Origin of the sequence: Roseibium porphyridii, assembly GCF_026191725.2 — a bacterium.
Classification (GTDB): domain Bacteria; phylum Pseudomonadota; class Alphaproteobacteria; order Rhizobiales; family Stappiaceae; genus Roseibium; species Roseibium porphyridii.
In genome coordinates this window covers 1,745,778-1,769,039 of the sequence record NZ_CP120863.1, presented here as the reverse complement: position 1 = coordinate 1,769,039, position 23,262 = coordinate 1,745,778, and the positions used below count along the sequence as shown (strand labels likewise).

Sequence of the window (23,262 nt, the reverse complement as noted above, 5' to 3'; positions counted from 1 at the left end):
GACCCTCAATCGTGTCGACTGAATTTCTTCCAAAGAAACAGGCGCTGCTGTTCGCAGCGCCTGCATTTATTGCCATTCTTCCGTTTCTGGGAGCGTGTTTCTACATACTGCGTTTTTCGCTGTCGGCTGAACAGGGAACAATTGAAGGACTATCGATCCAGGCCTATCGGGATTTGATGACTCCGTTTTTCGGCAGATCCGTTTGGCTGACCCTGAAACTGGCGTTTATCGCGACGATTATCGTGATGGTTCTCGCAGTGCCGCTGGCCTTTGTCATGACATCGTTACGCAGCTCGTTTTTCAGGCGTTTGCTGACAATTTCCATCCTTCTGCCGCTCATCTTGAACCTCTTGGTCCAAGCCTATGGCTGGATCCTGCTGCTTGGCCCATCCGGTGTCCTGAACTCGACCCTTAAGGCAATGGGGATAATCGAACGTCCGTTGTTTCTACTTTTCAACGAGACAGGCGTTTTGCTGGGGCTGGTGCAAACGTCCTTACCGCTTGCTGTCTTTCCGATCGTCGGAGCTGTAAGAGCCATTTCACCGGAATACCTGGAGGCAGCAAGTTCTTTGGGGGCCGGACATTGGCGCACCTTCAGGGACGTTACAGTCCCCCTTTTACGACCTGAACTTGTCGGGGCAGCTTCCATTGTTTTCGCGTTCAACGCCAGCGCTTTTGCCATTCCTTTGCTTCTTGGCGGACGCCGCGTACAGATGATGGGCTTGGTCATCCGCGACATGATCTCTCCCCTGTTCAACTGGTCGGGCGCTGCCGCTGCCGGAATGATCCTCATTGTTTTGACACTTTTCGTTCTTGTCGCCTCTTCCTGGCTGGTTCGATTGACGACAACTGCAAAGGAATCCAGTTGATGCGGGTCGGACTTCTCCCAACAGAAGGTGGTGGAACCTACCGGTTCGTGATCCTTTTTCTGGCAAGCATTGGAATTCTCATCTCCGCGCTGCCGGTGATCGTTGTGACGATCATGTCGTTTTCCGCATCCGAATATTCGAGTTTTCCGCCCACGGAGTTTTCGTTCCGCTGGTATTTCGAAGTCTTGCAGCTGTTCACAAACGAGGATCCATCCAGCGCGCAATCGGTCGTCGATTCCACCATTACGAGCCTCCTGGTCGCGTTTTTGGTGATGATCATTTCAACACTGGTTTGTGTTCCGCTTGCCTATGCGCTGGCACGCAGCGGCCGAAACTTGCGTGAAGGCATGGAACTGCTATTCACTTTGCCCTTGGTGTTTCCATTGGTGATGCTGGGCATTGCCTTTCTTCTCATTGCCGAAAGTCTGCAACTGGATCTCGGCATATGGCGAATTGCGATTCCGCATATTGCGCTTGTATTGCCGTTTGTCTTGCGCAACTGCTTGAGCGCCATGAACGGCATCAGCGTCGAAATCGAAGAAGCCGCGATTTCACTCGGCGCGTCGCCACTACGGGCGATTTGGGATGTTGTCATCCCGCTGATGAAAGCTGGCATTCTCGCCGGTTTGATCTTTGCGCTCATAATAAGTTTCAACGAATTCACCGTCACCTTCTTCATGTACACGATTGATGTCAGCACGTTGCCCATCTGGATGTACAGTCGAACAGTGTCGTCGCTGGATCCTGCGACTCTGGCGCTTTCCGTCTTCATAATTGTGGTTGATGTTTTCCTGGTGCTGCTTGTCGACAAGCTGATCGCCGGACGTGGCAACCTGTTCTGACAAAAGGCTCAACGTGACTAATACGCATTTGAACATTGAAGCGGTTTCAAAGTCGTTCGGGCCCGTAACTGCGCTTAATCGAGTTGACCTGAAGATTGAACGTGGTTCGTTTGTCTGTCTTTTGGGACCATCCGGCTGCGGCAAGACAACACTGCTGAGAATTATCGCTGGTTTTGAAAAACCCACGGAAGGGCGTTTGCTGCTGGATGGCGCCGATATCTCAGAAGTGCCGCCGCACAAGCGTGGGTTCGGAATGGTATTCCAATCGCTTGCTTTGTTCCCTCACATGAGTGTCGCTGAAAACATCGCGTATGGGCTGAAACTTCGCAGGACGACGGCAAAGGAACAGCGTGAACGTGTAGAAGAACTTCTCAACGTTGTTGAGCTTCCCCACATTGCAGATCGCACCGTTTCGGCGCTGTCAGGCGGACAGCGACAGAGAGTGGCAATTGCCCGAGCACTCGCAATCAAACCAAAGCTATTTCTTCTGGACGAACCATTGTCTGCACTGGATGCGAAACTTCGCGACAACATGCAGATTGAACTGCGTAGGTTGCAGCAAAAATTCGGTGTTACAACGGTTTTGGTCACGCACGATCAAACCGAAGCAATGATGCTGGCTGATGAACTTGTGGTTCTGGACCATGGGAAGGTTCAACAGGCAGCCACACCAACTCAAGTTTACCGCCAACCAGCCAACAGCCTGGTGGCTGATTTCATTGGTGCTGCAAACCTTGTTCAAGCCGAGATTGGTCAGAACAGGCAACTGGCAATCTTTGGGAATAGCTTCAAAGCGGCGGCTGACTATGAACCCGGCACAGCTGTCAACGTTGCTGTGCGAGCAGAGAACATTTCCTTGCGTCCAGCGCAGGCAAATGAGGGGTCAACCGGGCGTGTTGTGTTTGCCCGTGATCTCGGCGCCTTCAAAGAGTGGCTCGTCAGTGTAAAGGATCAGGAAATCCGGGTGCGCGGTTCGGCCTCCGATGACAGCGAATTCCAGGTAGGAGATCTCGTCCACCTGACTGCTGATCCGGCTCGATTAGCTGTCTTTCCCGTCGACTAGTCTGAAGAGACGCAGAAACAGAGGAATTGTTGCGCTTTTCATGGAGAGCCGTTGTGAGGCTGGCCTGAATGGCCAGCCAAAATCAAGGCTCTGTCGTTTCAGCGAAAGGCACAACCAACCGCGTGTCGCAAGGGTAGTCCCGCAAAGGCCGCGGGAAGAAATCGTCGACCGCAACAAACAAGGGTCCCCCAAGCCTAAGCGTCAACGACACTCCGACCCTTGCGCCCCCACGAGCCGCTATTCCTTGGCGGCGATAATCATGACTTCGACCAAGAAATCAGGCGAAACGAGCTTACTTTCCACACAAGCGCGCGCTGGTGGATTTTGCACATCGATCCATGCATCCCAGACGTTGTTCATAGCGTCAACATCTCCCATGTCGGAAACCCAGATCTGTGCGGACAATATGCTGGACTTGCTGCTTCCCACAGATGCCAGGAGACGATCCACTTCGGCCAGCATGGACTGTGTTTGACGTGTCATGTCCGGACCTTCGCCAATCTGACCTGCCAGATAGACTGTGTTACCATGAACCACAGCCTGGCTCATACGGCTTCCTTTCTCAAAGCGCTCGATGGTCATACGTCTTTTCCTTGTGTCCTGGGAAGGGAGGGTGAAAACTGCATGAGGCTCAAGATTTCGAAGAGCATCTGAGCACCTGCATGGGCAGTGTTGGTGCTTTGATCATAGGCAGGAGCAACTTCAACGACGTCGCCACCAACGAAATTGAGGCCCTTGAGACCGCGGATCAGACGCAGTGCTTCCCGCGTGGTCAGGCCGCCTATTTCCGGTGTGCCGGTGCCAGGGGCAAAGGCGGGATCCAGACTGTCGATATCAAAGGACAGATAGGTCGGGCCACTTCCGACAACCTGACGCGTTTTCTCAATTATGTCCGGAAAATTTGCATCTGTTATGTCTTTGGCTTCGACCACCGTCATGCCGGACATTTCAGAAAACTCCCAGATATAACCGGCGGCACCGCGAATACCGATCTGGATCGTACGCTCAGGCGACAAAACGCCATCCAGTACAGCGTTACGGAAAGGCCCGCCATGGTGGAATTTCTCATTCTCATAAGCGCCGCCCGTATCGCAATGCGCATCAATATGCACCATGCCCACAGGTTCGTTTTGGCCGACCGCACGCAAGATTGGATGCGTGATGGAATGATCGCCGCCAACACCGATTGGTATCGCCCCGGCAAGAACAATCTGCCTCACGTAATTTTCAATTTCTTCGTGACTTAGGCCAAGGTCGAACCGGCTGCTGAAGGGCACATCGCCAAGATCAGCGACAGCCATTTCGTGCAATGGCGCTGTTTCGAGAGCATCATTGTAAGGGCCTACGCGCTCGATGGAGCGCAAAGCTCGCGGCCCGAAACGAGCGCCGTTTCGATTTGTAACGCCCAGATCCATGGGCGCACCGTAAAGGGCAACCTGGAGCTCGCTCGCCTGTTCCAAGGTCGCTTGCGGAGCATCGAGAAGTGTCGGAATTCCGGAATAAGGGGCTGGTCGCTTTCCGCCTTCGGCGAATATTTTCGAGGCGATCTTCTGATACTTTGGTGTGAACAATGTCCCGCCATCGGCGTTGCCGAACTTTTCCCTGAGAGCTTCGAGTTTTGGGTTCACCATATGTCGCTCCTCAACAAGATGTTTGGAACTGAATAATGCGGTTTTTAATCGTCACAAAGTTGAACAATCCAAAGAATACTTGCATAAAAATGCATGCGATTTTTGAGGTGTATTTGAACCATGGCCCGACGAAAGAATGCTTTTTCAGGAACCGTTAGCGGTGCAGATATTCGTCTGATGCGGGTCTTCAAGACCGTTATCGAGTGCTCCGGTCTTTCTGCGGCCCAAACAGAGCTTGGCGTTGGGGCTTCAACGATTTCAAGACAGATTTCTGATCTGGAAACGCGCCTTGGTATCCGACTTTGTCATCGTGGAAGAAGTGGTTTTTCTCTTACCCAACAGGGCGAAATCGCATTGGAACATATAGAGCGGCTCCTCGCCGCGGCCGATGAGTTTGCCACCAGTGTCGCTTCGATCAACCGACAGCTTGTCGGGAAAATCGACATAGGCATGATCGATTACACGTTGTCAGACGAACGCAATCCTTTGGTCTCAGCAATACGGCGTTTCAAAGACGATGCGCCGGAGGTCGATGTCAGCCTGATGACTGGAACACCGGCTGAAGTGGAGCGGGCAGTCATCGACGGGAAGCTGCATTTTGGAATTGTGCCGGATTACCAGCGTCATCCCAGTTTGAAGTATCGTCACCTGTATGATGAGGAGGTGGGGCTATTTTGCGCCGGTGAACACCCGATGTCGGTTGCGCTTGATGCCGGGAAAGACCTGAGCCAGGAAGAAATTCTAGAACACGCGCTGGTCTATCGCGGCTATTTTGAAAGCAACAAAATACGAAACCTCAAACAAAATTTCCCGGTTGGGACCATCGTTTTTCAAACCGAAGCTGTACTGGCTTTGGTAGGAGCCGGGGTTTATCTCGGTTTTTTTCCAACTCATTGCACGAGCCAGGCGCTCTACGAATTCAAGGAGTTACGGTCAGATATTTTCCGCTACTCCTCGCCAATTTGCGCTGTGTGGCGCGGTGATCGGAATCAATCACCTGTTCTGCAACAGTTTCTGGAGCTGATCACAGTCGACGCACCCCACTAGCGCTACAAGGTCAGTCCTGTGGATTTTGTTCCGCCTGAAAGCGACCTTCACTCTCTTCGGGACAACTCACTCAGAGAGGGCATTTGGCAAAACAGAAATAGCGGGCGAGATATGTCTCGGTCTGAGCCTGGGTTAATGTAAGCTGGCCAGTTGAACTTCACCGTAAGCGCGCTTTTTGGTACTTTGATAGTTCAAGAAACGCGGCGTTGGCCTCCTGATTGGATCTATGTTTTGGAATTGGTCATTCTTGCGACACCCTACTTCAATCTTGCTGCGACCATGTCGTTTATCGATCCCTTTCGAGCTGCAAACTACCTGATTGGGTCTTCGAAATTCCAATGGAATATTTATTCGGCTCAAGGAGGACTTTTACCATCCAGCAGTGGCCTCGAAGTACATACAAAGGCATTGACAGATGCCGCCTCGTTAAAAGCCGACCTTGTCGTGGTCAGTTCGAGCTGGACGCCCGAACAAAGCTATGCGGATGTCATTAATTCATCGCTGAAACGGTGGGCGCGCGATGGGAGGACAATCGGTGGAATTGACACTGGCGCTTTCGTTTTGGCGAATGCCGGCCTTTTGAACGACAAGAGGGCAACGGTTCACTACGAGCATATCGATGCCCTTAAAGAAACAGCGACCAACACATCAGTTTTGGAAGACCTCTTTGTTGTTGATGGCAGAATTTTTACGTGCTGTGGCGGGACAGCGGCTTCCGATGCCGCGTTGTACTTTCTGAACAGATTTTGCGGATTGAGTATTGCGAATGCGGCCGCAAGATATGTGTTTCATCACGACGTACGCGGACCCGGCAGATCGCAGAATCCCAAGGTGATCGAACCTACGGGACAAGTGACGCCAAATACAGTCAGAAGAGCAATAGACTTGATGGAAGCAAATCTCGAAGACCCGATATCCATCCCAGAAATCTGCAGGCGCATAGCAATTTCGCAGCGGCAGCTGGGTCGTCTGTTCACTCAGTTTGTTCGCAAGACGCCTGTAGAGTACTACCGCGACATCAGACTGGACCGTGCACGCGGACTGGTTACGCAAACGGAGATGAAACTCAGTGAGGTGGCGGCAGCCTCAGGATTTAACAGCCAAGTCCATTTCAGTCGCTCTTATCAGCAAAAATTTGGTTTGCCACCCAACAAGGACCGCGTCGAGGGACGTGTGCCCTTTGAGTTCAGGGCTTGGCCAATGCACAGTCCGACAGCGCACCAGCACAGTGATACTGAGACGAATTCAGATTTGGGCGACTAGCGTAAATCGCGTGTAGCAGTTTGAATTGCCACCAGCATTTTATCTCGAACACGCGACAGATCTTCTGGAGTTTGTCCGCATGCCTGCTCTTCCAGTCCAGCCACGAGTTGCTCGACAATCTGGTCGTCTAAGCGTGGGTCACCGAGGTCGTCCCACCAACCATTGAACGTATCCTTGAAGTGCTCGCAGAACGACCGGAGCCCCCCTTCTCCCGCCCCAAGGTGAAACAGCATGGTCGGCCCCATTGAGGCCCACCTCAAACCGGGACCAGCCCACATTGCCTTATCGATATCTTCGACACTCGCAACGCCTTCGATTGCCATATAAATCGCTTCCCGCCAAACAGCGGCCTGCAAGCGGTTGGCAACGTGACCGGGCATGCCTTTGTTTATGCGTATCGTGACCTTCCCTACGTCCTGATAGAATGTTTCCGCCCTCTCCAAAACGTTCGCGCCGGTTCTTGAGTTTGCGGTAAGTTCCACGAGCGGGATCAAGTGTGGAGGATTGAATGGATGTCCGAGTAGAAAACAAGCCGGGTCTTTCCAACCATCCTGCAAAGCTTCCAACGTTAGGCCGGACGTAGAACTCGAAACAATCGTATCCTGTTTCAAAGCCGCTTCGATTTCGCGATAGGTAGCATGTTTGACAGGAAGACGTTCAGGAACGTTTTCCTGGACGAAATCGGCTTCCGCAACGGCTTTTGCGGCCGTGTTTGCAAATGACAATGCATCAGGTTGAGCCCGATCTACGAGCCCGAGTTTCTCAAGTGCAGGCCAGGCTTTTTCGATATATGCCCGGACGCTCCCTTCTGAATCTGTGTCTGGGTCGAATACTGAAACACTACGTCCGGAGGCCAGGAACAAGGCTGCCCAACTGGCGCCGATTACGCCCGCTCCCAGAATGGCAACATGGGAAATCCGTTTCATTAGAACAATCCAGGGTTAAGCGGTGAGGCAGCAGTCATACCGCCATCGAGTGTGAACATTTGCCCCGTAGCAAAGCTCGCATCGTCAGAAGCAAGCCAAACTGCCATCGCTGCAATGTCTGATGGTTGGCCGAAACGCCGGATTGGATGACGTGCAATCGCATCAGTCTCGGCCTTCTTCGGATCCATCGCGAGGTCGAATCCGGCTTCCAGCATGCCTGTTTCGATCCAACCCGGGCAGATTGCGTTACATCTGACAGCCGGACCATGATCGACGGCAACCGAACGCGTCAACCCATGCACAAACGCTTTGGAAGCATTGTAAAGAGCCAAGGATGGATCGGCGACTGTTCCGGAAATTGATCCGATATTTATGATTGAACCGCCCAAAGACATTTGCGGTATGAACGCCCGACAAACATTGAAGACGCCGCGTGCATTGGTTCCGATAACCCGGTCCCAGTCCTCATCGGAACTGTCCACAACCGTTTTTTCTACCTGAACGCCTGCATTGTTCACCACAATATCGAGTGCACCGAGAGATCTTGCCGCATCAAAAACAGCGTTCGGGTCGGAAACATCGAGGCGAATCCAGCGCGCTTCAAATCCGTCAGGCTGCTCCCCGCGACCGCAGGCGACAACGTCCGCTCCCTCGGCGCGAAAGGCGTCGACGATACCCCGTCCAATGCCAGAACGTCCTCCGGTAACGAAAGCCTTCTTCCCTGAAAGTCTCATCAGTGCGCTACCATGACGTGACGGATCGATGTGTAGGCGTCCAGTGCATAGACTGACATGTCGCAGCCGGTACCCGACCCTTTCATGGCAGCCCACGGCATCTCTGGTGTCGCTACACCGTGCGTGTTGACCCAGGTGAAACCGTAGCGCAGCTTCGACGTCATACGCATTGCAAGTCCGACATCTTTTGTCCAGACGGAGGATGCCAGCCCGTAAGATCCGGAATTCGCCGTTTTCAGTGCCTCGTCAGCGTCGCCAAATCGTGAGACCGATACGACGGGTCCAAACACTTCATTTCGCGTAATCTCAGAATTGTTGTCTGCATCTGCAACAATGGTAGGTCTATAGAAGAAACCACTCCCCTCACCGCTTTCGCCCCCAGCGACCACTTTGCAGGAAGACCGCGCTCGGTCCACAAAGGCGGCCACACGGCTCCTGTGACCTGAAGACACAAGGGGCCCCATCTCCGTACCCTCTGTCCTGGGGGCACCGACTTGTATCTGGTCGACCTGATTGACAATCGCAGTCAGCAGTTTCTCATAAGAGGCTTCGGCAACAAGAATCCGGCATGGCTGCGCACAGTCCTGCCCCGCATTGAAAAAGCTGCCGTAGCGAATGGTCTCGGCAACAGCTTCGAGATCGGCATCGTCAAAGACGATCACCGGCGCTTTGCCCCCCAATTCCAAGTGAACATGCCGGATCTGATTGGAAGCGGCCCGCATCGCGGCCATTCCCGTTGCAGGCGACCCCGTGACGCTGATCGCTTCCATCTGAGGACTGTTGATGAGCTGATCACCAACGGTGGGTCCTGGGCCATGAACGACATTCAACAGCCCGGCCGGCAAGATGTCTTTAAGAAGCTCTGCCATTCGTAAGGTTGATAGGGGTGTCAGCTCTGACGGCTTGAGGACGATAGAGCATCCGGCCGCGATAGGTGCGGCCAGTTTCCAGGCAGCCATCATCAAAGGGTAGTTCCAGGGCGCGATGGCCGCGACCGGCCCCACCGGATCTCGGCGGATCATGGACGTGTGGCCGGCAACATATTCACCTGCCGCAGACCCCGTCATCGTTCTTGCCGCGCCTGCAAAGAAACGGAAAACATCGATTGTCAAAGGCATTTCGTCGTCATGTGCCGATGGCCATGGCTTACCAACATCAAGGCTTTCAAGCTCAGCAAGATCCCGGCTATTGGTTTCAATAGCATCCGCGATCTGCAGGAGAAGAGCTGAACGTTCCGCAGGCGAGGACGACGAGAATGTTTCAAAGGCTTCCGCTGAGCCTCTAACTGCCGCTACGACCTGTTCGGGGCTGGCATCTTTTACCTTGGCAACTTCATTGCCTGTCGCGGGGTCGAGCACACTCCGCGCCTCGCCGTCACCGTCCACCAGTTCGCCGTTTATCAGCAGTTTCGTCTGCATGGTCTGTCCTCTTCAAAATCCGACACGGTCAGCCCCTTTCAAACCCAGACGCTCGCGTGCTTCGGCCGGGGCAGCCACCGTCAGTCCCAGATTTTCAATGATTGTACGAACGCGCTTTACCTGCTGTGCATTGGACGTCGCCAATTCACCTTTGCCGATGAAAAGGCTGTCTTCCAGACCAACGCGGAGATTGCCGCCAAGTATTGCGCTTTGAGTTGCGAACGGCATTTGGTGGCGGCCTGCCGCCAAAACGGACCACTCGTAGGAATCGGCACCAAACAGTTCGTTTGCTTTCTTGTGAAGATGAACGAGATTGTCGATATCTGCGCCCATTCCACCCAAAATTCCGAAGACCATCTGGATAAAGAAAGGCGGTTTGATCAGTCCCTGATCGACGAACCATTTTACGGTGTAGAGGTGGCCGAGATCATAACACTCGAATTCGAATTTGGTTCCATGCTCACCACCAAGCTTTTCTATCGCGTAGCGGATGGTCCGGAAGGTGTTCGGAAAGATGAAATCCTCGGTCATTTCCAGAAAAGGGCGCTCCCAGTCGAACTGGAACTCATGGTATTTCTGAAGCATCGGGAAGATCCCGAAATTTATCGACCCCATGTTGAGCGATGCCATCTCAGGACTGGCATCCGTGGCCGCAAGCAGCCGTTCATCGATGCTCATTCCGAGACCGCCACCTGTTGAAACGTTCACGACCGCGTCGGTCGCCTGCTTGATGACCGGCAGAAATTGTTTGAAGGTTTCGGGCCTCGGATCCGGCTTGCCCGTTTCCGGATCGCGTGCATGGAGATGGATAATTGATGCTCCGGCCTCCGCCGCCTCGATGCTAGCGGTCGCAATTTCGGCAGGTGTGACCGGCAGATACGGCGACATCGACGGCGTATGAATACCGCCTGTCGGCGCGCAGGTTATGATGACGGATCGCGGCATTACAACTTCATCTGCTGCACCTGTGCAGACAGACCTCCGTCAAGTACCCAAAGCTGGCCAGAAGCGTAACGTGCCTCGTCCGATGCAAGCCAAGTCACCAGATTGGCGATATCGGTTGGTGTGCCGTATGTGCGCAGAGGATGCACATCCCGGACAGCTTGCTGCAATGATTCAATGTTTCCACCAGCTCCGCCGGATCCTTCGCCGCTGAAGAAACTCTGCAACATCGGTGTATCTATGTAGCCCGGACAGATTGCATTCACCCGAATGCCTTCGGGGCCATGATCGCAGGCCATGGCGCGTGTCAGAGCATGGACGGCTCCCTTGGTCGCGCAATAGGCCGCGAGACCCGGATCGGCGATGAAGCCATCATAGGACCCGAAATTGATCAGGCTTGCGCTCGACCCAGTTTTGGCGGCCTCACGCATCAGCGGCAAAGCATATTTGGACGTCAGGAACGTCCCCGTCGCGTTAACCGCAAAGCTGCGGTTCCAGTCCTCCAGCGTGGTTTCCTCGATGGTCTTTTCAATTTCGATACCCGCGGCGTTTACGAGAATATCAAGCTTGCCCGCATGGGCACCAACGGTTTCCATCGCATTGATCGCGTCCTGCTCCAGCGTGACGTCAAGCTTCACAAAGGTGCTGCCGTCATCGGCATCGCTTGACAGCGACCCTCCAGGCGTCAAATCAGCTGCGAAAACCGTTGCGCCCTCTTTGATGAAGCGTGCAACGATCGCGCGTCCAATACCTCCGCGCCCTCCGGTCACAAGGGCCGTCTTGCCAGTCAGCATCATGGGTCTTTGTCCGTGGTTGGAGGAAATCGATATCGTCCGGCAGCAGCGGTCCAGTCCATGTGATTGCGTACATACTGGCGGCTGGCATCCGATGGCGGGTCATAATCCCAGGTCTCACCTGCACCTGCTTCCATAGCCGCATGCAAGGCGCGCCGCGCCTTTTGCGTGGCAACCACCTTTGCTCTGAGATCGTCGCCGTCCCATCTTCTTGCGACCTCCGCGGCGAACTCCGCTGCTGCCTCGGCATAAGCGGGGTCGTTCGCCAGATTTGTCGCCTCAAACGGATCCTTGCTCAGATCATAAAGCTGGGGCGGATCAGCGTCACAATGGATGTACTTAAGCCGGCCCCGCCGGATCATGACGACGGGATAGGGCGTCATTTCTGCGCAGTATTCTCCGATTGCCTCATCGACCGGGTCCGGTTCACCGCGCGCCAGCGGCAACAAACTGCGGCCATCGATAGGCATTCCGAGCATGTCTTTTCCACCGCCGCCAATTTCAAGAAATGTCGGCAGCAGATCGACCAGGGAGCAGGCATTTTCCGCGTGCCCATGCACAATGCCGGGTCCTGCCATGACCAGTGGCACGCGCGCGGAATGCTCGAAGAAATTCATCTTGTACCAAAGACCGCGTTCACCCAGCATGTCTCCATGGTCCGCGGTCACGACGATGATCGTGTTCTCAAGTTCTCCTGTCTCTTCAAGAGTTTGAACCAACAAACCCAACTTGCTGTCGAAGTAGCTGACATTCGCCAAATAGGCGTGCCGCGCCTTGCGAATTTCCGCTTCCGTCAGCGGGACATAGGACGCCTCGATACCGTCCATCAGGCGGCGAGAGAACGGATCCTGGTCTTCCGGGGCAGGCGTGAAATGCGGAAGCGCAATATCGACATCGTCATAAAGGTTCCACCACTCCGGCCGCGCAACATAAGGGTCATGAGGATGGATGAAGCTGGCCACAAGCGCAAAGGGGGCATCGAGACCCTGCGCCTTGTCTCTTGCGGCATCAATCAGCCAGCGCTGGGCCGCAAAACCGACTTCCTCGTCATAGTCGATCTGGAATGTCGCCAGGCCAACACCGCTTTCCTTGACGGTCTGCATGTTGTGATACCACTTGTCGATCCGCTCATCCGGTGCTTCCCAATCCGGTGTCCAAGCAAAGTCGGCAGGATAAATATCTGTCGTCACTCTGTTTTCGAACCCGTGCATCTGGTCCGGGCCGACAAAATGCATCTTGCCGGACAGACAGGTTCGATATCCAAGGGCTTTCAGGTAATGGGCAAAGGTCGGGATTGAGGCCTTGAATTCGGATGCGTTGTCATAGGCAGCGATCCGGCTGATCAATTGTCCCGACATAAACGCAAAACGTGACGGGGCGCATAGTGGGGAATTGCAATACGCCGCGTCAAACCGCATGCCTCGCTTAGCGAGCGCATCCAAATGTGGGGTCTTTGCGACGGGATGTCCGTAGGCTCCGGTAAAGTGGGGCGCTAACTGGTCCGCCATGACCACCACAATGTTGGGGCGGTTCACGCAGCACCTCGTGTGTAAGCGTCTAGGACCAGACCGTGAAAGTGGTGGACCGCATGCTCGGATTTCCCCGATCCCTCAGGATCGTGCACAATCCGTCCTTGCGTGAAAGCCGGTGTGCTCATACCCCTTTGAACGCTTTCAACGAGGCCAATGTCCTCAACCTGCAGCACTTCGTCCAAATAGCGGATGGCATCTCGTTCCATCTCATTTGGTTCCGGGGTCTCCAGGAAGAAGTCATAGGTTTCCAGTGTGCGGTCCGGACCGACCGGAATGATATTCAGCACAATCATGCTGGACCGTCCCGGGTAACGCATAAGGCAGGTTGTCGGCCACAACCACCAAACCGCATGCGTGCGAACCGTGGCATTCGAAACATTATAGGCGGTGTTGGAGGATTGACCGGCATCGGCCATATGGCTTGAATAGATCCCATGCGTGGTCACCTTGTAGGTGTCCATGTCCACAAGATCGCAAAAGTCCTTGTGCGCCGTCGGGCAGTGGTAACATTCCAGAAAGTTGTCGACGACATTTTTCCAGTTGGATTTGATGTCGTATGTCAGCCGGTGCCCGAAGGTCAGTTTATCGACGTCCGGCGCCCAATGGCGGATCTCCGTTTCCAGGTCTCCTGACTGTTCAGAAAGTGCGGCAGCATCAGGATCAAGATTTACGAACACAAAGCCGCAGAATTCTTCAACTTTAACCTGATCAAGGCAGATTTCACCGACGTGAAAATCATGAAGGTTTTCAGTATGCGGTGCGCGGGCAAGCTGGCCGTCAAGCTTGTAGACCCAGGCATGGTAGGGACACATGATCCGAGTCGTCGTGCCTTCTCCCGACATGAGCTCATGTGCTCGATGCTTGCAGACATTATAAAACGCTCTAAGGATACCATCACGTCCACGAACAACCACGATGGGATGGCCGGCAATCTCAGCGGTCACATATGAACCGGGTTTTCGTGTCTTCTCGACATGACACACCCACTGCCAGGTGCGACCAACAATCGACTGAATGTCCGCTCGAAACCACTCAGCATCCGTATAAGCTGAAGCAACAAGTGAATTCGACCGCGCCGGATCCACATCGTAGCCGGCTGTAACGTGCGACAAAGATGACATGGCAAAAAGTCTCCATCCTGGAGATTCAGTCTGCCGTTGAATTGGTGAGCTGAGTTAACTTTTTTGGACACCCAATTAACTATTTTGGTCACAGCGCATAAATGTAATTGCGCGACTCAGTTGTTGTCGAATTGGCTCCGGATTAATAAAGCCTTCTTCGCAGGCATTGAGGCAAGCCACGATAGGCTCGGGCACTTTCAGTCACGATTTCAAAGGGAACGCGTGGCACAAATCACCAGGGAAAGTTATCCCGAAAACGAAGGGCATGGTGCCGAGTGCCAATGCTCCCTCTGAGATGATCCTGCGCTTTGAATTGGCCCACCGGTAATCTTAGAAGAACGGGGCATCCAAGATATGAGAAGGTACCACCAAGCAGAAATACAAATCGTCGGGCTGGGGTAGTGCCGGTAGCGGTCCTCCGCTGCGAAAATTTACAGCTTTTGAATTCTTGGCTGCGCACTAGTTTTCGCTGCGTTGTCATATAACCAAACTTGACAACCGGTGTTGCACGAGATGCCGTACGCCCGGCAGTCAGCTGAAAGCACCGGAGCGTTTTTCCAAGTTTCAAAAACGTGCACGCGTGCGACAGAACAGGACGAACTGACGACTTTCTGGTCGGGTTTCCCTTTCGGTCTGGTTTGCAACTTCCAAAACGCCTGAAGAACTCATCGCCTTCATGGTTGCCCGCACATCCATCTCACGCGCAGGAATAGTCTCCAATAAACGAGCGGAAAGATTGACACAGTTCGTTGTGTTCAAAGGTCTACGCCGCCGCATGATAGCAGGTTGTAGCCGCGCAGGATTAGAGCTCAAGCCGACATCATCGGATCCAGCAATTTGTTCCGCATGATCATCGGAAGAAAAAGGTCCCCAAGTTCAGCTATCTTTGAGGCAGGATCGATTGACCAGCCGCACCTGAAGTAGTCCAGATTTGATTGTTAGTGCGCGACTGGGGTTTGGCCCGTCCGGACGATGGTGTCCGGTGCCGGTGGTCGGTAGCCAAGGTGCTTTGTGGGCGCTTGAAATTGAACGGTTTCCAATACCGTTCAATCAGGATGCGCAATTCTTGCAGCAGAACAGAAGCCAATCGCGGCGTCAGGCCAAGGCGGTTTTCAAATGAGTTGCCCAGTCTTGGGAAACGAAGACCAGATCCCGTGGAAACCATCGCTAGGACACTATGCCCGCACGGATTGCCAATGCAATTGCGTGCGCCCGGTTCAACGCACCGAGTTTCTTGGCAGCCGAGATCATATAGCTGGAGACGGTGTTTTCAGAAATCGACAAGATGACACCGATCTCATTGTTGGTCTTTCCCTCAGACGACCAGTAAATGCATTCGCGTTCGCGCGGTGTCAGTTGATCATTGGGTTCAGAGACCGCGTCGGCAACCTCAGACACCTGATTGTAGGTGTAAAGAGCAAGCAAGTGTAACGTGGCCAGTTCGTCCGGGTCGAGTTTGCCGCGTTGGCCTGCAAACGACACCGCCCCCCTTCGTCCCAAAGCATCGTATGTCGGAAAGTATACGCCGCCCAGCATACTAAAGTCCTTGAAAAGACTGACAGAGTTCTGGATTTCTTCCGGAGTGCGCTCTTTGTTGACGGTTTCAAGTTCCCATTCAAGCGGTGCAAGAGACCTCCGCAGCTCTGCGACGATAGGACTGTTCACCAACAATTTCATTTCGTCGTAGGCGCGAATGAGCTCGGGTGGCCAATTGCTGACGATCATGTGCGACGACAACTCGGTCGAATTTTGATCCGGCAAAAACAGCACGGCAAATCGCTCGAAACAGAACTCGTCGCCAAGCTTCTTGAGAAACTTGAAAACATCGTAGTTGGTTCGCACCTGCGAGAGTTGCCTGTAACACTCCCCAACAAATAAAGTCTTGCCCATTGCCCACTCAATAAATCCCGCATCCAGATTTGTTCATTTGTTTGAACGGATGCCGTGACCCAATTGCCTGAACCTTGTCGAAGGGCCAATGCTATCGAACTGCCCAGGCATTTGCTTTCTTCTTCTTATTGGAAGAATTGCTTACCCTTATGTTGGTATTGGGAGATGTTCACGCAATAAAAAAACGACAATGACAGCGAAAAAGCAGTCCTGTGATTTGCCCACGTTTGTAAACAAAGACTTAAGAGAGCACCTGTGTTTTCTCACCCACGGTTAACCTGAGAACTACGTTCAGTTGTTTTTCGCAACCTCTAGGTCATGCTCGAACCAGATCCAGCTTTAGCGCGCAGGGGTGGCTTGATGCACGCATCAGACAACATCAAAGTAACTGAACTCGAAGGAACTTCGGTCAGGCAACACAGCAACCAGAAACTGCGCATGCGCATTTTCCAGGGCATTTCCGGACGGCTCGTCGTTGGGCTTGGGCTCATTGTCCTGCTTGGAGTGGCGATCGGGGCGACAGGTCTTTCTTTTCTTTCCTCGGTTGAACGCACTTTGAACCAGATCACCGATGTGACGGCACCTTCGGTTGAAACAGCTGACGATATGATCGCCAATATCTGGGAAACCAACAAGATCGCCGAGGAAATCATCGCCGACGAAGAAATTTCAGATGTTGAACAGCTTGCCATCGAGTTTAGAGAAAAGTCTGAACTCTTCCACGTCTACATGACAGAGCTGGAAGCTCTTGTCGTGGATGAGAGCTTGCTCGCGAACATTGAAGACGCCAGGAGAGAGCATCGCGAATTCATCAAGCACACGAATGAGATGATCCTGGCGCATACAGAAGAACTCAACGAGGAGAAAGCTGCTGTCGAGTTGCTTTCCGAGTTCGACAACAGCGGTGCACAACTTATCAAAATGCTCGATGAATTTGCACTGGAAAATGAAGAGGAAATGGCCAAGGCACAGGCAGAAGGCGATCGAATAGCAAAGTCATCAAACGCGTCGGCAGCGGACGTGAACTATATCTTGAAGGAACTTTTTGAAAGGGACTATCCGGTCGTTGAGGCTGCCCTGAAATTGCAGCGTATCATTATCGAGATGCAGGACACCGCAGGCGAATACCTCGCGGTAGAAGATCCCGATGCGCTTGAGATCCCGTTTGAGGAGTTCCAGGACCTTGCTGAAAATGCATGGCCTTATCTGGAGATCCTCGACTCATTGGCCGAGTCCGAAGAAGACAAGGACGATGCCGCGAAGCTCCGGGCTGCATTTGAGACATGGTTCTCGACGGCAGCGCTGGATGAGCAGCTTTTCGATACGCATCGAGACATGCTGAAGAAAGAATACGAAGCGGACCTTGCCACGGAGATTTTGGAAGAAGATGCCGACGCCGTCGCGACCGCGTTGGAAAAAGTTGCCTCCGCTGCTGACGCGATCAGTGATGGTGCCGACGAAGCAAGCGCTGTGACTGTCGCCAACGCGCAAATGGCCATCGCCGCAGCCGTTGCCTTGCTGATCGCAGTTTCTGCTGTGCTTATGTTGATCGTCAGGAAAACAGTCGTCCATCCGATCGTGGATATGACCAATGCCATGCAGTCGCTAGCCAACGGCAAGCTGGATGTTGAGATACCCGCAGTCGGCAAACAGGATGAGGTTGGCGAAATGGCTGCGGCAGTCGAGGTATTCCGGGACAATGCCATTGAAACGGAAACATTGAGACAGAAGCAGGTAGAGAACGAACGGCGTATTGAGGAAGAAAAGAGAAACGCTACGTTGAACATGGCCGACGAGTTGGAGTCGAGTGTCATGGGTGTTGTTGAACACGTTTCCAACGCCACACATGAAATGACGGTCACCGCGAAGTCGATGTCAGACTCTTCGGCTCAAACAAGATCAAAAGCAACAACCGTGGCAAGTGCTTCTGAGGAAGCAACAGTGACGGCTCAGACTGTTGCGTCTGCGGCCGAGCAGTTGTCGCAATCTATCCAGGAAATTTCCAGGCAGGTAGAAGACGCCAAAAACGTCGTTTCGAATGGTGAGCAACAGGCCATTTCGACAAACGCGACGGTTCAGAGCCTTGCAGAAGGGGCTCAGAAAATCGGAGATGTCGTAGATCTCATCAATGACATCGCAGAGCAGACCAATCTTCTGGCCCTCAACGCGACAATCGAAGCCGCACGCGCTGGCGAATCCGGTAGAGGGTTTGCCGTTGTTGCGGCAGAAGTTAAAGAACTTGCCTCGCAAACGGCCAAAGCCACCGAAGAGATCAGGCAGCAGATAAGCTCGATGCAGGATTCGACCCAGAAGACGGTCGGGGAAATCGAAACCGTTGTCGAGGCAATGTCCAAAATCAGCGATATGACGACCGCGGTGTCCGCTTCCGTGGAAGAACAGAATACGGCGACACAGCACATTGCCCAAAACATCCAACAGACCGCATCAGGGACGAGGGACGTGTCGGAAAATATCGTCGATGTCAATTCGGCCGCCCAACAGTCCAGCGATGCCGCCGGTCATGTTGTGAAGGTCGTTGGCGAATTGTCGACGCAGGCAGATATTTTGCAAGTTGAGTTGAGCAAGTACTTGGCGACCCTAAGGGCTTCGTGAGAATTCTCAAAAATGTTCGTGCGTCGTTTGGGAATTCGAGACACATCCCGGTAATGGTCAGTGAGGGAATGTCAGCGGATCCTGAATGAAAACAGCCGGCAATATCGCAACGGGACACCAGGTTTACCGAGTGATTGATCCCGGGTTTCGACAATGCGGTCTGGTCTCACGATCAAAATCAGGAAAATTCCGCCCCCCAGTTCGAGAGGGAAGCAACCTGGGCTTTGGTAAGGTCAAGCATCATCGTCATCGCATGATTGGCTTCCAGGCTTCTCCGGTATATCGGACCTGAAGCAAATCGGATTGCGGGGAGATCGGTTGACACAATTTTCAAACCTTTTCCGCTGTCAGAATTCAAAAAACTGCTTGGCAAAACCGCCAGATAATCGCCTTGTCTGAGGAGTTCCAGCGCCGTCAACATGGAATCGCACTGCAGGTTTGCACCTATACTAATCTCCGCCGTGTCATCCAGAGTGGCATTGATGGTGTCCAGATAGGCAACTTCGCTTTGATATGAGAGCCATGTTTGCGCGAGCAAATCCTCTGCGGCGGCGCTGCGGTCATGAATTGGATGTTCTGCATTCGCAACGATCACAAGCTTGGCGTTAAAAAGTGCTTTCCGAACCAGATATGAGGGCAGAGACTCGCGTCTTTGAAACCCACCAAAAAAAGCATCAAACTCCCCCTCTTTCAGACCCTCCACACCTTCGGTGTAGTTGGTCGATTTCAGCTTGATAAAGAGTTTGGGAAACCGTTGATGCATCTTTGCAATTGCAGGAGGCAGTATTGTGGTCATCCAGACAGGAGCCGCGGCAATGCGCAGTTGACCCTGTTCTCCGTTTTGAAGTGCATTGAGTTCAGCTTCTGCGAGTTGATGTTCTCGCAGAAGATGCCGCGCCTGAGCATGTACAAGTTTGCCCAGCGCTGTCAGATGCAGACCTCTGTCGCGCCGCTCGAACAACACGCCGCCAACCGCGGCTTCAAGAAGCTTGAGGCTACGTGTAAGGGCCGGCTGTGTAACCCCCATCATCTCTGCGGCCGCGCGCATGTTGTTTGTCTCAACAATAGCCACCAGCCTACGGAGGAGTTCTGGTTCGTAGATCATTGATCAGATTTTCTAATCAAAAATTTAGAAAAATTCAAATGCGTTATCAATTGAAACACATTAGCATTTTTTCAATTGGGTGCGCCGCACCTACTGGGAGGAAAAAATGAGTACATTTGAACTTTCGCGTCGTTCGTTTTTGACCCGCGCAAGTGCTGCTGTTGCAACGACTGCATTTGGGACAGGAGCTTCGATTGCACAGACCGTGCCCGCTCCGGTGAATACCGTTCCCGAGGGAGCCAAATTCCGCTGGATCGACAGTGGTGACCAGAAAGCAGTCTTCTTCAAGAAGTTCTTTGAGAAATATGGAGAAGCCCGGGGCATCGATGTTATTTATGACCCCCTTCCCTGGAATGAAATTGCCAAAGTCGTTCCCCTTGGTGTTCGCAACAACACTGCGCATGACGTGTTTGTTTTGCCGCGCAACTTCAGCCTTGCAGATGCGGTCAGCCAGGGCTGGGTTCAGCCCTATGACGAATTCATCCCCAACATTGAAGAGTGGAAAAAAGGCTTCCCGTCCGGAGCGTTTCTACCTGGCATCAACGAGTTCGAGGGCAAGACATATGGCCTGCCATTCACCTCGAACAAACGCTACGCATCTCACCTGCTCTACAACAAAGCCTATATGGATGCAGCTGGATTTGACCCTGAAGCCAAGCCACTGACCCACAGCCAGTTCCGGGAAGCGGCGCGCAAAATTACTGAAGCAGGCCAGGGCAGATACTTCGGTTTCATCATTGGTGGATCGCAGCTCAATCGTTGGGCCGACGTTGTGCGAAATATCGGTCGCATCGCTGGCGCGAGCGCGGGCGGGGACGGCATCCTGGACGCTGACATTGACTTGCGTACGGGAGAGTATGTCTTCGATAGCGATGAGTATATCGCCGCGATCGAATTGCTTCTTGCCATGCAGTCCGACCGGAGCATGTTCCCTGGCTTCATCAACCTGAACGCCCCCCAGGCAAGAGCGTACATGCCTCAGGGCGCAGCAGGAATGATCCTACAGGGACCGTGGAACATTCCCTCCTGGGAGAGCCAGAATCCCGATTTCGACTTTGGCCTGTCCTCAGCTCCTGTGCCGGAGTCCGGCAAGCAGGGCAAGTTGACGATCAGTCAGGGTGGTGCAAAACCAAACACCATTAGCTTGTGGTCAGGTTCCGAAAATGGTGCGATCGCTGGAGAGATCTTCCACTATCTTGGCACGCTCGAAGGACAGATCGAGTGGGCAAATGTGGTTGGTGCGGGCGATCCGCCAATCATGCCTGAAGCAGTGGCCAAAGCCGACATGTCGCCGCGTTCGAAACAGATCTTGAACCTTTTCAACGATCAGATCCGTGTCGGTCCCAATCCGCTGGTTCGCAATGGCGAAATGTCCAAGGTGGTTGCCGCCTATGTTGCTCCGGACGTTAATTTTGCGCGGACCGTGCAGGGTCTGGTCGCCGGTCAGCTGTCCGGTGTCAAGGAACAGATGTCCGAACTTAAAGATCGCTACAATAGCGCGCTGGATGCCGCGTTCGCGAAAGCAAAAGCAGACGGCGCAAATGTGGATCGCTCCGAACTTGTCTTTGCAAATTGGAACCCGGACGTCGATTTCGGCGCGGCAGACTACTGACGAAGGTCTCCATTCAGGGGCCACATTCTCGCATGTGGCCCCTAACCCAATTCTGTAAGGTCAACTCTTTCCATGCGCGTCCTTGGAACTCTCCGGGTACACCGGTTCCATTACCTTATGATGCTGCCTGGCCTCGTACTGGCAGGCATGTTTGTCTTTTATCCAATCTTCGCGGCCATGTTCTATGCAATGCATGACTGGTCCGGGTTCACCGCACAAAAGATCTTTGTGGGGTTCGGTAATTTTCTAGCCCTGTTTCAAGACCCGATTTTCTGGAATGCCTTTGGACGCTCAATCGTGTTCCTTCTTGGAACCGTTCCGCTACAGATGGCAATCTCACTCATTCTGGCAATGGTGTTGAACATGCAGCTTCTGAAGCTGTCAACATTCTTCCGCACCATGATCTTCCTGCCGGTTGTGACCCCGGTCGCGGTTATCGGAATTGTCTGGACGTTTCTTTTGAGTCCTTTCAACGGCCCTGTGAACGGCCTCCTCCTGGATCTGGGACTGGTTTCTCAGCCGATCGATTTCCTTGGCTCCACTCAATCCGTCATGCCGTCCGTCATTGGAGTATACGTATGGAAGTGGCTCGGAATAACGCTGATTTACTGGCTTGCCGCTTTGCAGACGGTGCCGGATGAAGTCTACGACGCAGCTCGCCTGGACAACTGCAAAGGTCACCGGCTCGCTTTTTATGTTGTTCTTCCGATCATCAAACCATTTGCACTTGCAATATTGCTGATTTCCTCCGTAGCCGCTTTGAACGTGTTTCCTTTGATCATGTCGATGACGAACGGCGGCCCGTTTTTCGGTTCCGAAGTGATGGAGATTTTCATTTATCGCACTGCCTTTGCAGCTGATGACGGCAGCATTCCGCAGTTGGGGTATGCGGCCGCGGCCGGCGTGCTGTTCGGTGCAGTGCTTTTGGGCCTGACCGCCCTTCAGGCGCTCGCAACACGGCGCACCCGAATGGCAACTGCAGGATCAAAAGCATGATTGCGCGCCTCTCCCCCAAACGGATCGTTTTTGGTGACCATGCGCCAACCCTGCGGATCACATTGACGTCGGTAATCCTTGCGCTGTTGTGCCTTGTCTGGATTTACCCCTTCCTCTGGATGGTTTCGACATCCCTGAAGTCCAATATGGAGATGTTTGCCAATCCGGGCCTGATCCCGCAGGACTTCATGTGGGACAACTACCGCCGCGCCTGGGTCGAAGCGAATATGGGGCGCTACTTCTTCAACACGCTGATTGTAACGGTAGGGTCTGTTTTTCTGGTCACGGTCAGCACGGCAATGCTGGGATACGTGCTGGGACGCTATCGGTTTCCAGGACGCACCACCTTCTTTATCGCATTCGTTGCAACGGTCTTCATCCCACAGGGCTTCACGATCATTCCCGTGTTCGAACTGCTGAGCATGATGGGCCTTTCCTCCAACCTGTTTGGACTGACGCTCGCAACCTCCGGTCACGCGATGGTCGTTTTCGTGGTGCTTTTTGCGGGATATTTCAGCCAGTTACCCAAGGAACTGGAGGAGGCTGCTCGTGTCGAAGGCGTCACCTTCTTCAAGATTTTCTGGTACGTCATGTTGCCTTTGGCACGGCCAATGGTCGTAACCGTGGTCATCATGCAGGTGTTGCACGCCTGGAATGACTTTCTATTGCCGCTCGTCATCACACTTGCAAACCCGGCAATCCGGACGCTCTCCGTCGGGATCTATGCGTTCAAGGGTGAACAATCGATCGATTGGACTGGCATGTCGGCAGCGGCAACGATCTCGATCGTACCCGTCGTTATTCTCTTCGTTCTTCTTCAGCGTTACTTCATCAACGGCCTTGCTGGCGCCGTCAAAGGATGAC

Annotated in this window: 20 protein-coding genes and 1 pseudogene; 10 read left to right on the top strand and 11 right to left on the bottom strand. The window is 53.3% G+C overall.

Annotated elements, in window-relative coordinates; translation table 11 throughout:
- Positions 1-11: 11 nt before the first annotated feature.
- The 3 genes from K1718_RS08175 to K1718_RS08165 are packed head-to-tail and all read left to right on the top strand — an operon-like array spanning position 12 to position 2,774.
- Positions 12-869, top strand: coding sequence for an ABC transporter permease (locus tag K1718_RS08175; protein ID WP_265683666.1), 858 nt, complete (start codon positions 12-14; stop codon positions 867-869).
- On the top strand, positions 869-1,711 hold the full coding sequence (locus tag K1718_RS08170; RefSeq protein ID WP_265683664.1) for an ABC transporter permease: 843 nt from the start codon (positions 869-871) through the stop codon (positions 1,709-1,711). Before K1718_RS08175 ends, K1718_RS08170 begins: the two co-directional genes overlap by 1 nt.
- A 13-nt stretch (positions 1,712-1,724) precedes the next feature.
- Entirely contained in the window at positions 1,725-2,774 is a 1,050-nt protein-coding gene (locus K1718_RS08165) for an ABC transporter ATP-binding protein (protein ID WP_265683662.1), read from the top strand.
- Positions 2,775-3,011: 237 nt separating this feature from the next.
- Here the strand turns inward: K1718_RS08165 and K1718_RS08160 are convergent, their stop codons facing one another.
- A complete protein-coding gene (locus K1718_RS08160) occupies positions 3,012-3,356 on the bottom strand; it encodes a RidA family protein (protein ID WP_152500466.1) in 345 nt (114 codons plus the stop codon).
- The gene (gene speB / locus K1718_RS08155) at positions 3,353-4,405 is read right to left on the bottom strand and encodes an agmatinase (RefSeq protein WP_265683661.1); all 1,053 of its coding nucleotides are present in this window, start codon (positions 4,403-4,405) and stop codon (positions 3,353-3,355) included. The genes K1718_RS08160 and speB overlap by 4 nt, the downstream gene beginning before the upstream one ends.
- Positions 4,406-4,525: 120 nt before the next feature.
- On the opposite strand from speB, the pseudogene K1718_RS27505 reads away from it, so the two are divergent.
- The 3 genes and pseudogenes from K1718_RS27505 to K1718_RS08145 form a co-directional block, all read left to right on the top strand.
- Positions 4,526-4,693, top strand: a pseudogene (locus K1718_RS27505) (LysR family transcriptional regulator); the annotation flags it as partial.
- Positions 4,694-4,855: 162 nt separating this feature from the next.
- Positions 4,856-5,452: a substrate-binding domain-containing protein gene (locus K1718_RS08150; protein ID WP_285806064.1), complete on the top strand. Its 597-nt coding sequence runs from the start codon at positions 4,856-4,858 to the stop codon at positions 5,450-5,452.
- A gap of 231 nt (positions 5,453-5,683) precedes the next feature.
- Positions 5,684-6,715: a GlxA family transcriptional regulator gene (locus tag K1718_RS08145; RefSeq protein ID WP_265683660.1), complete on the top strand. Its 1,032-nt coding sequence runs from the start codon at positions 5,684-5,686 to the stop codon at positions 6,713-6,715.
- Here the strand turns inward: K1718_RS08145 and K1718_RS08140 are convergent.
- The 8 genes from K1718_RS08140 to K1718_RS08105 all read right to left on the bottom strand — a co-directional run bounded on the left by K1718_RS08140 (position 6,712) and on the right by K1718_RS08105 (position 16,072).
- Positions 6,712-7,641 carry a 3-hydroxyacyl-CoA dehydrogenase NAD-binding domain-containing protein gene (locus K1718_RS08140; RefSeq protein WP_265683657.1) on the bottom strand — a complete coding sequence of 310 codons (930 nt, stop codon included), beginning with the start codon at positions 7,639-7,641 and terminating at the stop codon, positions 6,712-6,714. The two genes, K1718_RS08145 and K1718_RS08140, sit on opposite strands and share 4 nt — an antisense overlap.
- Positions 7,641-8,375, bottom strand: coding sequence for an SDR family NAD(P)-dependent oxidoreductase (locus tag K1718_RS08135; RefSeq protein ID WP_265683655.1), 735 nt, complete (start codon positions 8,373-8,375; stop codon positions 7,641-7,643). The genes K1718_RS08140 and K1718_RS08135 overlap by 1 nt, the downstream gene beginning before the upstream one ends.
- Positions 8,375-9,793 (bottom strand): aminobutyraldehyde dehydrogenase, encoded by a 1,419-nt coding sequence (locus K1718_RS08130; protein WP_265683653.1) that lies wholly within the window; start codon positions 9,791-9,793, stop codon positions 8,375-8,377. The genes K1718_RS08135 and K1718_RS08130 overlap by 1 nt, the downstream gene beginning before the upstream one ends.
- Before the next feature lie 12 nt (positions 9,794-9,805).
- Positions 9,806-10,738, bottom strand: a complete 933-nt coding sequence (kce, locus tag K1718_RS08125; RefSeq protein ID WP_152500460.1) for a 3,5-dioxohexanoate:acetyl-CoA acetone transferase — start codon at positions 10,736-10,738, stop codon at positions 9,806-9,808.
- The gene (locus tag K1718_RS08120; protein ID WP_152500459.1) at positions 10,738-11,532 is read right to left on the bottom strand and encodes an SDR family NAD(P)-dependent oxidoreductase; all 795 of its coding nucleotides are present in this window, start codon (positions 11,530-11,532) and stop codon (positions 10,738-10,740) included. The genes kce and K1718_RS08120 overlap by 1 nt, the downstream gene beginning before the upstream one ends.
- The gene (gene betC, locus K1718_RS08115) at positions 11,529-13,064 is read right to left on the bottom strand and encodes a choline-sulfatase (protein WP_265683651.1); all 1,536 of its coding nucleotides are present in this window, start codon (positions 13,062-13,064) and stop codon (positions 11,529-11,531) included. The genes K1718_RS08120 and betC overlap by 4 nt, the downstream gene beginning before the upstream one ends.
- Complete coding sequence (locus tag K1718_RS08110; RefSeq protein WP_152500457.1) at positions 13,061-14,182, bottom strand: aromatic ring-hydroxylating oxygenase subunit alpha; 1,122 nt, start codon at positions 14,180-14,182, stop codon at positions 13,061-13,063. The genes betC and K1718_RS08110 overlap by 4 nt, the downstream gene beginning before the upstream one ends.
- A gap of 1,167 nt (positions 14,183-15,349) precedes the next feature.
- Entirely contained in the window at positions 15,350-16,072 is a 723-nt protein-coding gene (locus K1718_RS08105; protein WP_152500456.1) for a helix-turn-helix transcriptional regulator, read from the bottom strand.
- A 360-nt stretch (positions 16,073-16,432) separates the two neighbouring features.
- On the opposite strand from K1718_RS08105, the gene K1718_RS08100 reads away from it, so the two are divergent.
- Positions 16,433-18,685, top strand: coding sequence for a HAMP domain-containing methyl-accepting chemotaxis protein (locus K1718_RS08100; protein WP_265683636.1), 2,253 nt, complete (start codon positions 16,433-16,435; stop codon positions 18,683-18,685).
- A 178-nt stretch (positions 18,686-18,863) separates the two neighbouring features.
- Here K1718_RS08100 and K1718_RS08095 read toward each other — a convergent pair whose 3' ends face one another.
- The gene (locus K1718_RS08095) at positions 18,864-19,790 is read right to left on the bottom strand and encodes a LysR family transcriptional regulator (RefSeq protein ID WP_265683634.1); all 927 of its coding nucleotides are present in this window, start codon (positions 19,788-19,790) and stop codon (positions 18,864-18,866) included.
- Positions 19,791-19,896: 106 nt separating this feature from the next.
- Between K1718_RS08095 and K1718_RS08090 the strand changes: the two genes are divergently transcribed.
- From K1718_RS08090 to K1718_RS08080, 3 genes are all read left to right on the top strand, one after another.
- Positions 19,897-21,402 (top strand): ABC transporter substrate-binding protein, encoded by a 1,506-nt coding sequence (locus tag K1718_RS08090; protein WP_152500453.1) that lies wholly within the window; start codon positions 19,897-19,899, stop codon positions 21,400-21,402.
- A gap of 72 nt (positions 21,403-21,474) precedes the next feature.
- Positions 21,475-22,398 carry a carbohydrate ABC transporter permease gene (locus tag K1718_RS08085; RefSeq protein WP_152500452.1) on the top strand — a complete coding sequence of 308 codons (924 nt, stop codon included), beginning with the start codon at positions 21,475-21,477 and terminating at the stop codon, positions 22,396-22,398.
- Positions 22,395-23,261, top strand: a complete 867-nt coding sequence (locus K1718_RS08080) for a carbohydrate ABC transporter permease (RefSeq protein WP_152500451.1) — start codon at positions 22,395-22,397, stop codon at positions 23,259-23,261. Before K1718_RS08085 ends, K1718_RS08080 begins: the two co-directional genes overlap by 4 nt.
- Position 23,262 lies beyond the last annotated feature (1 nt).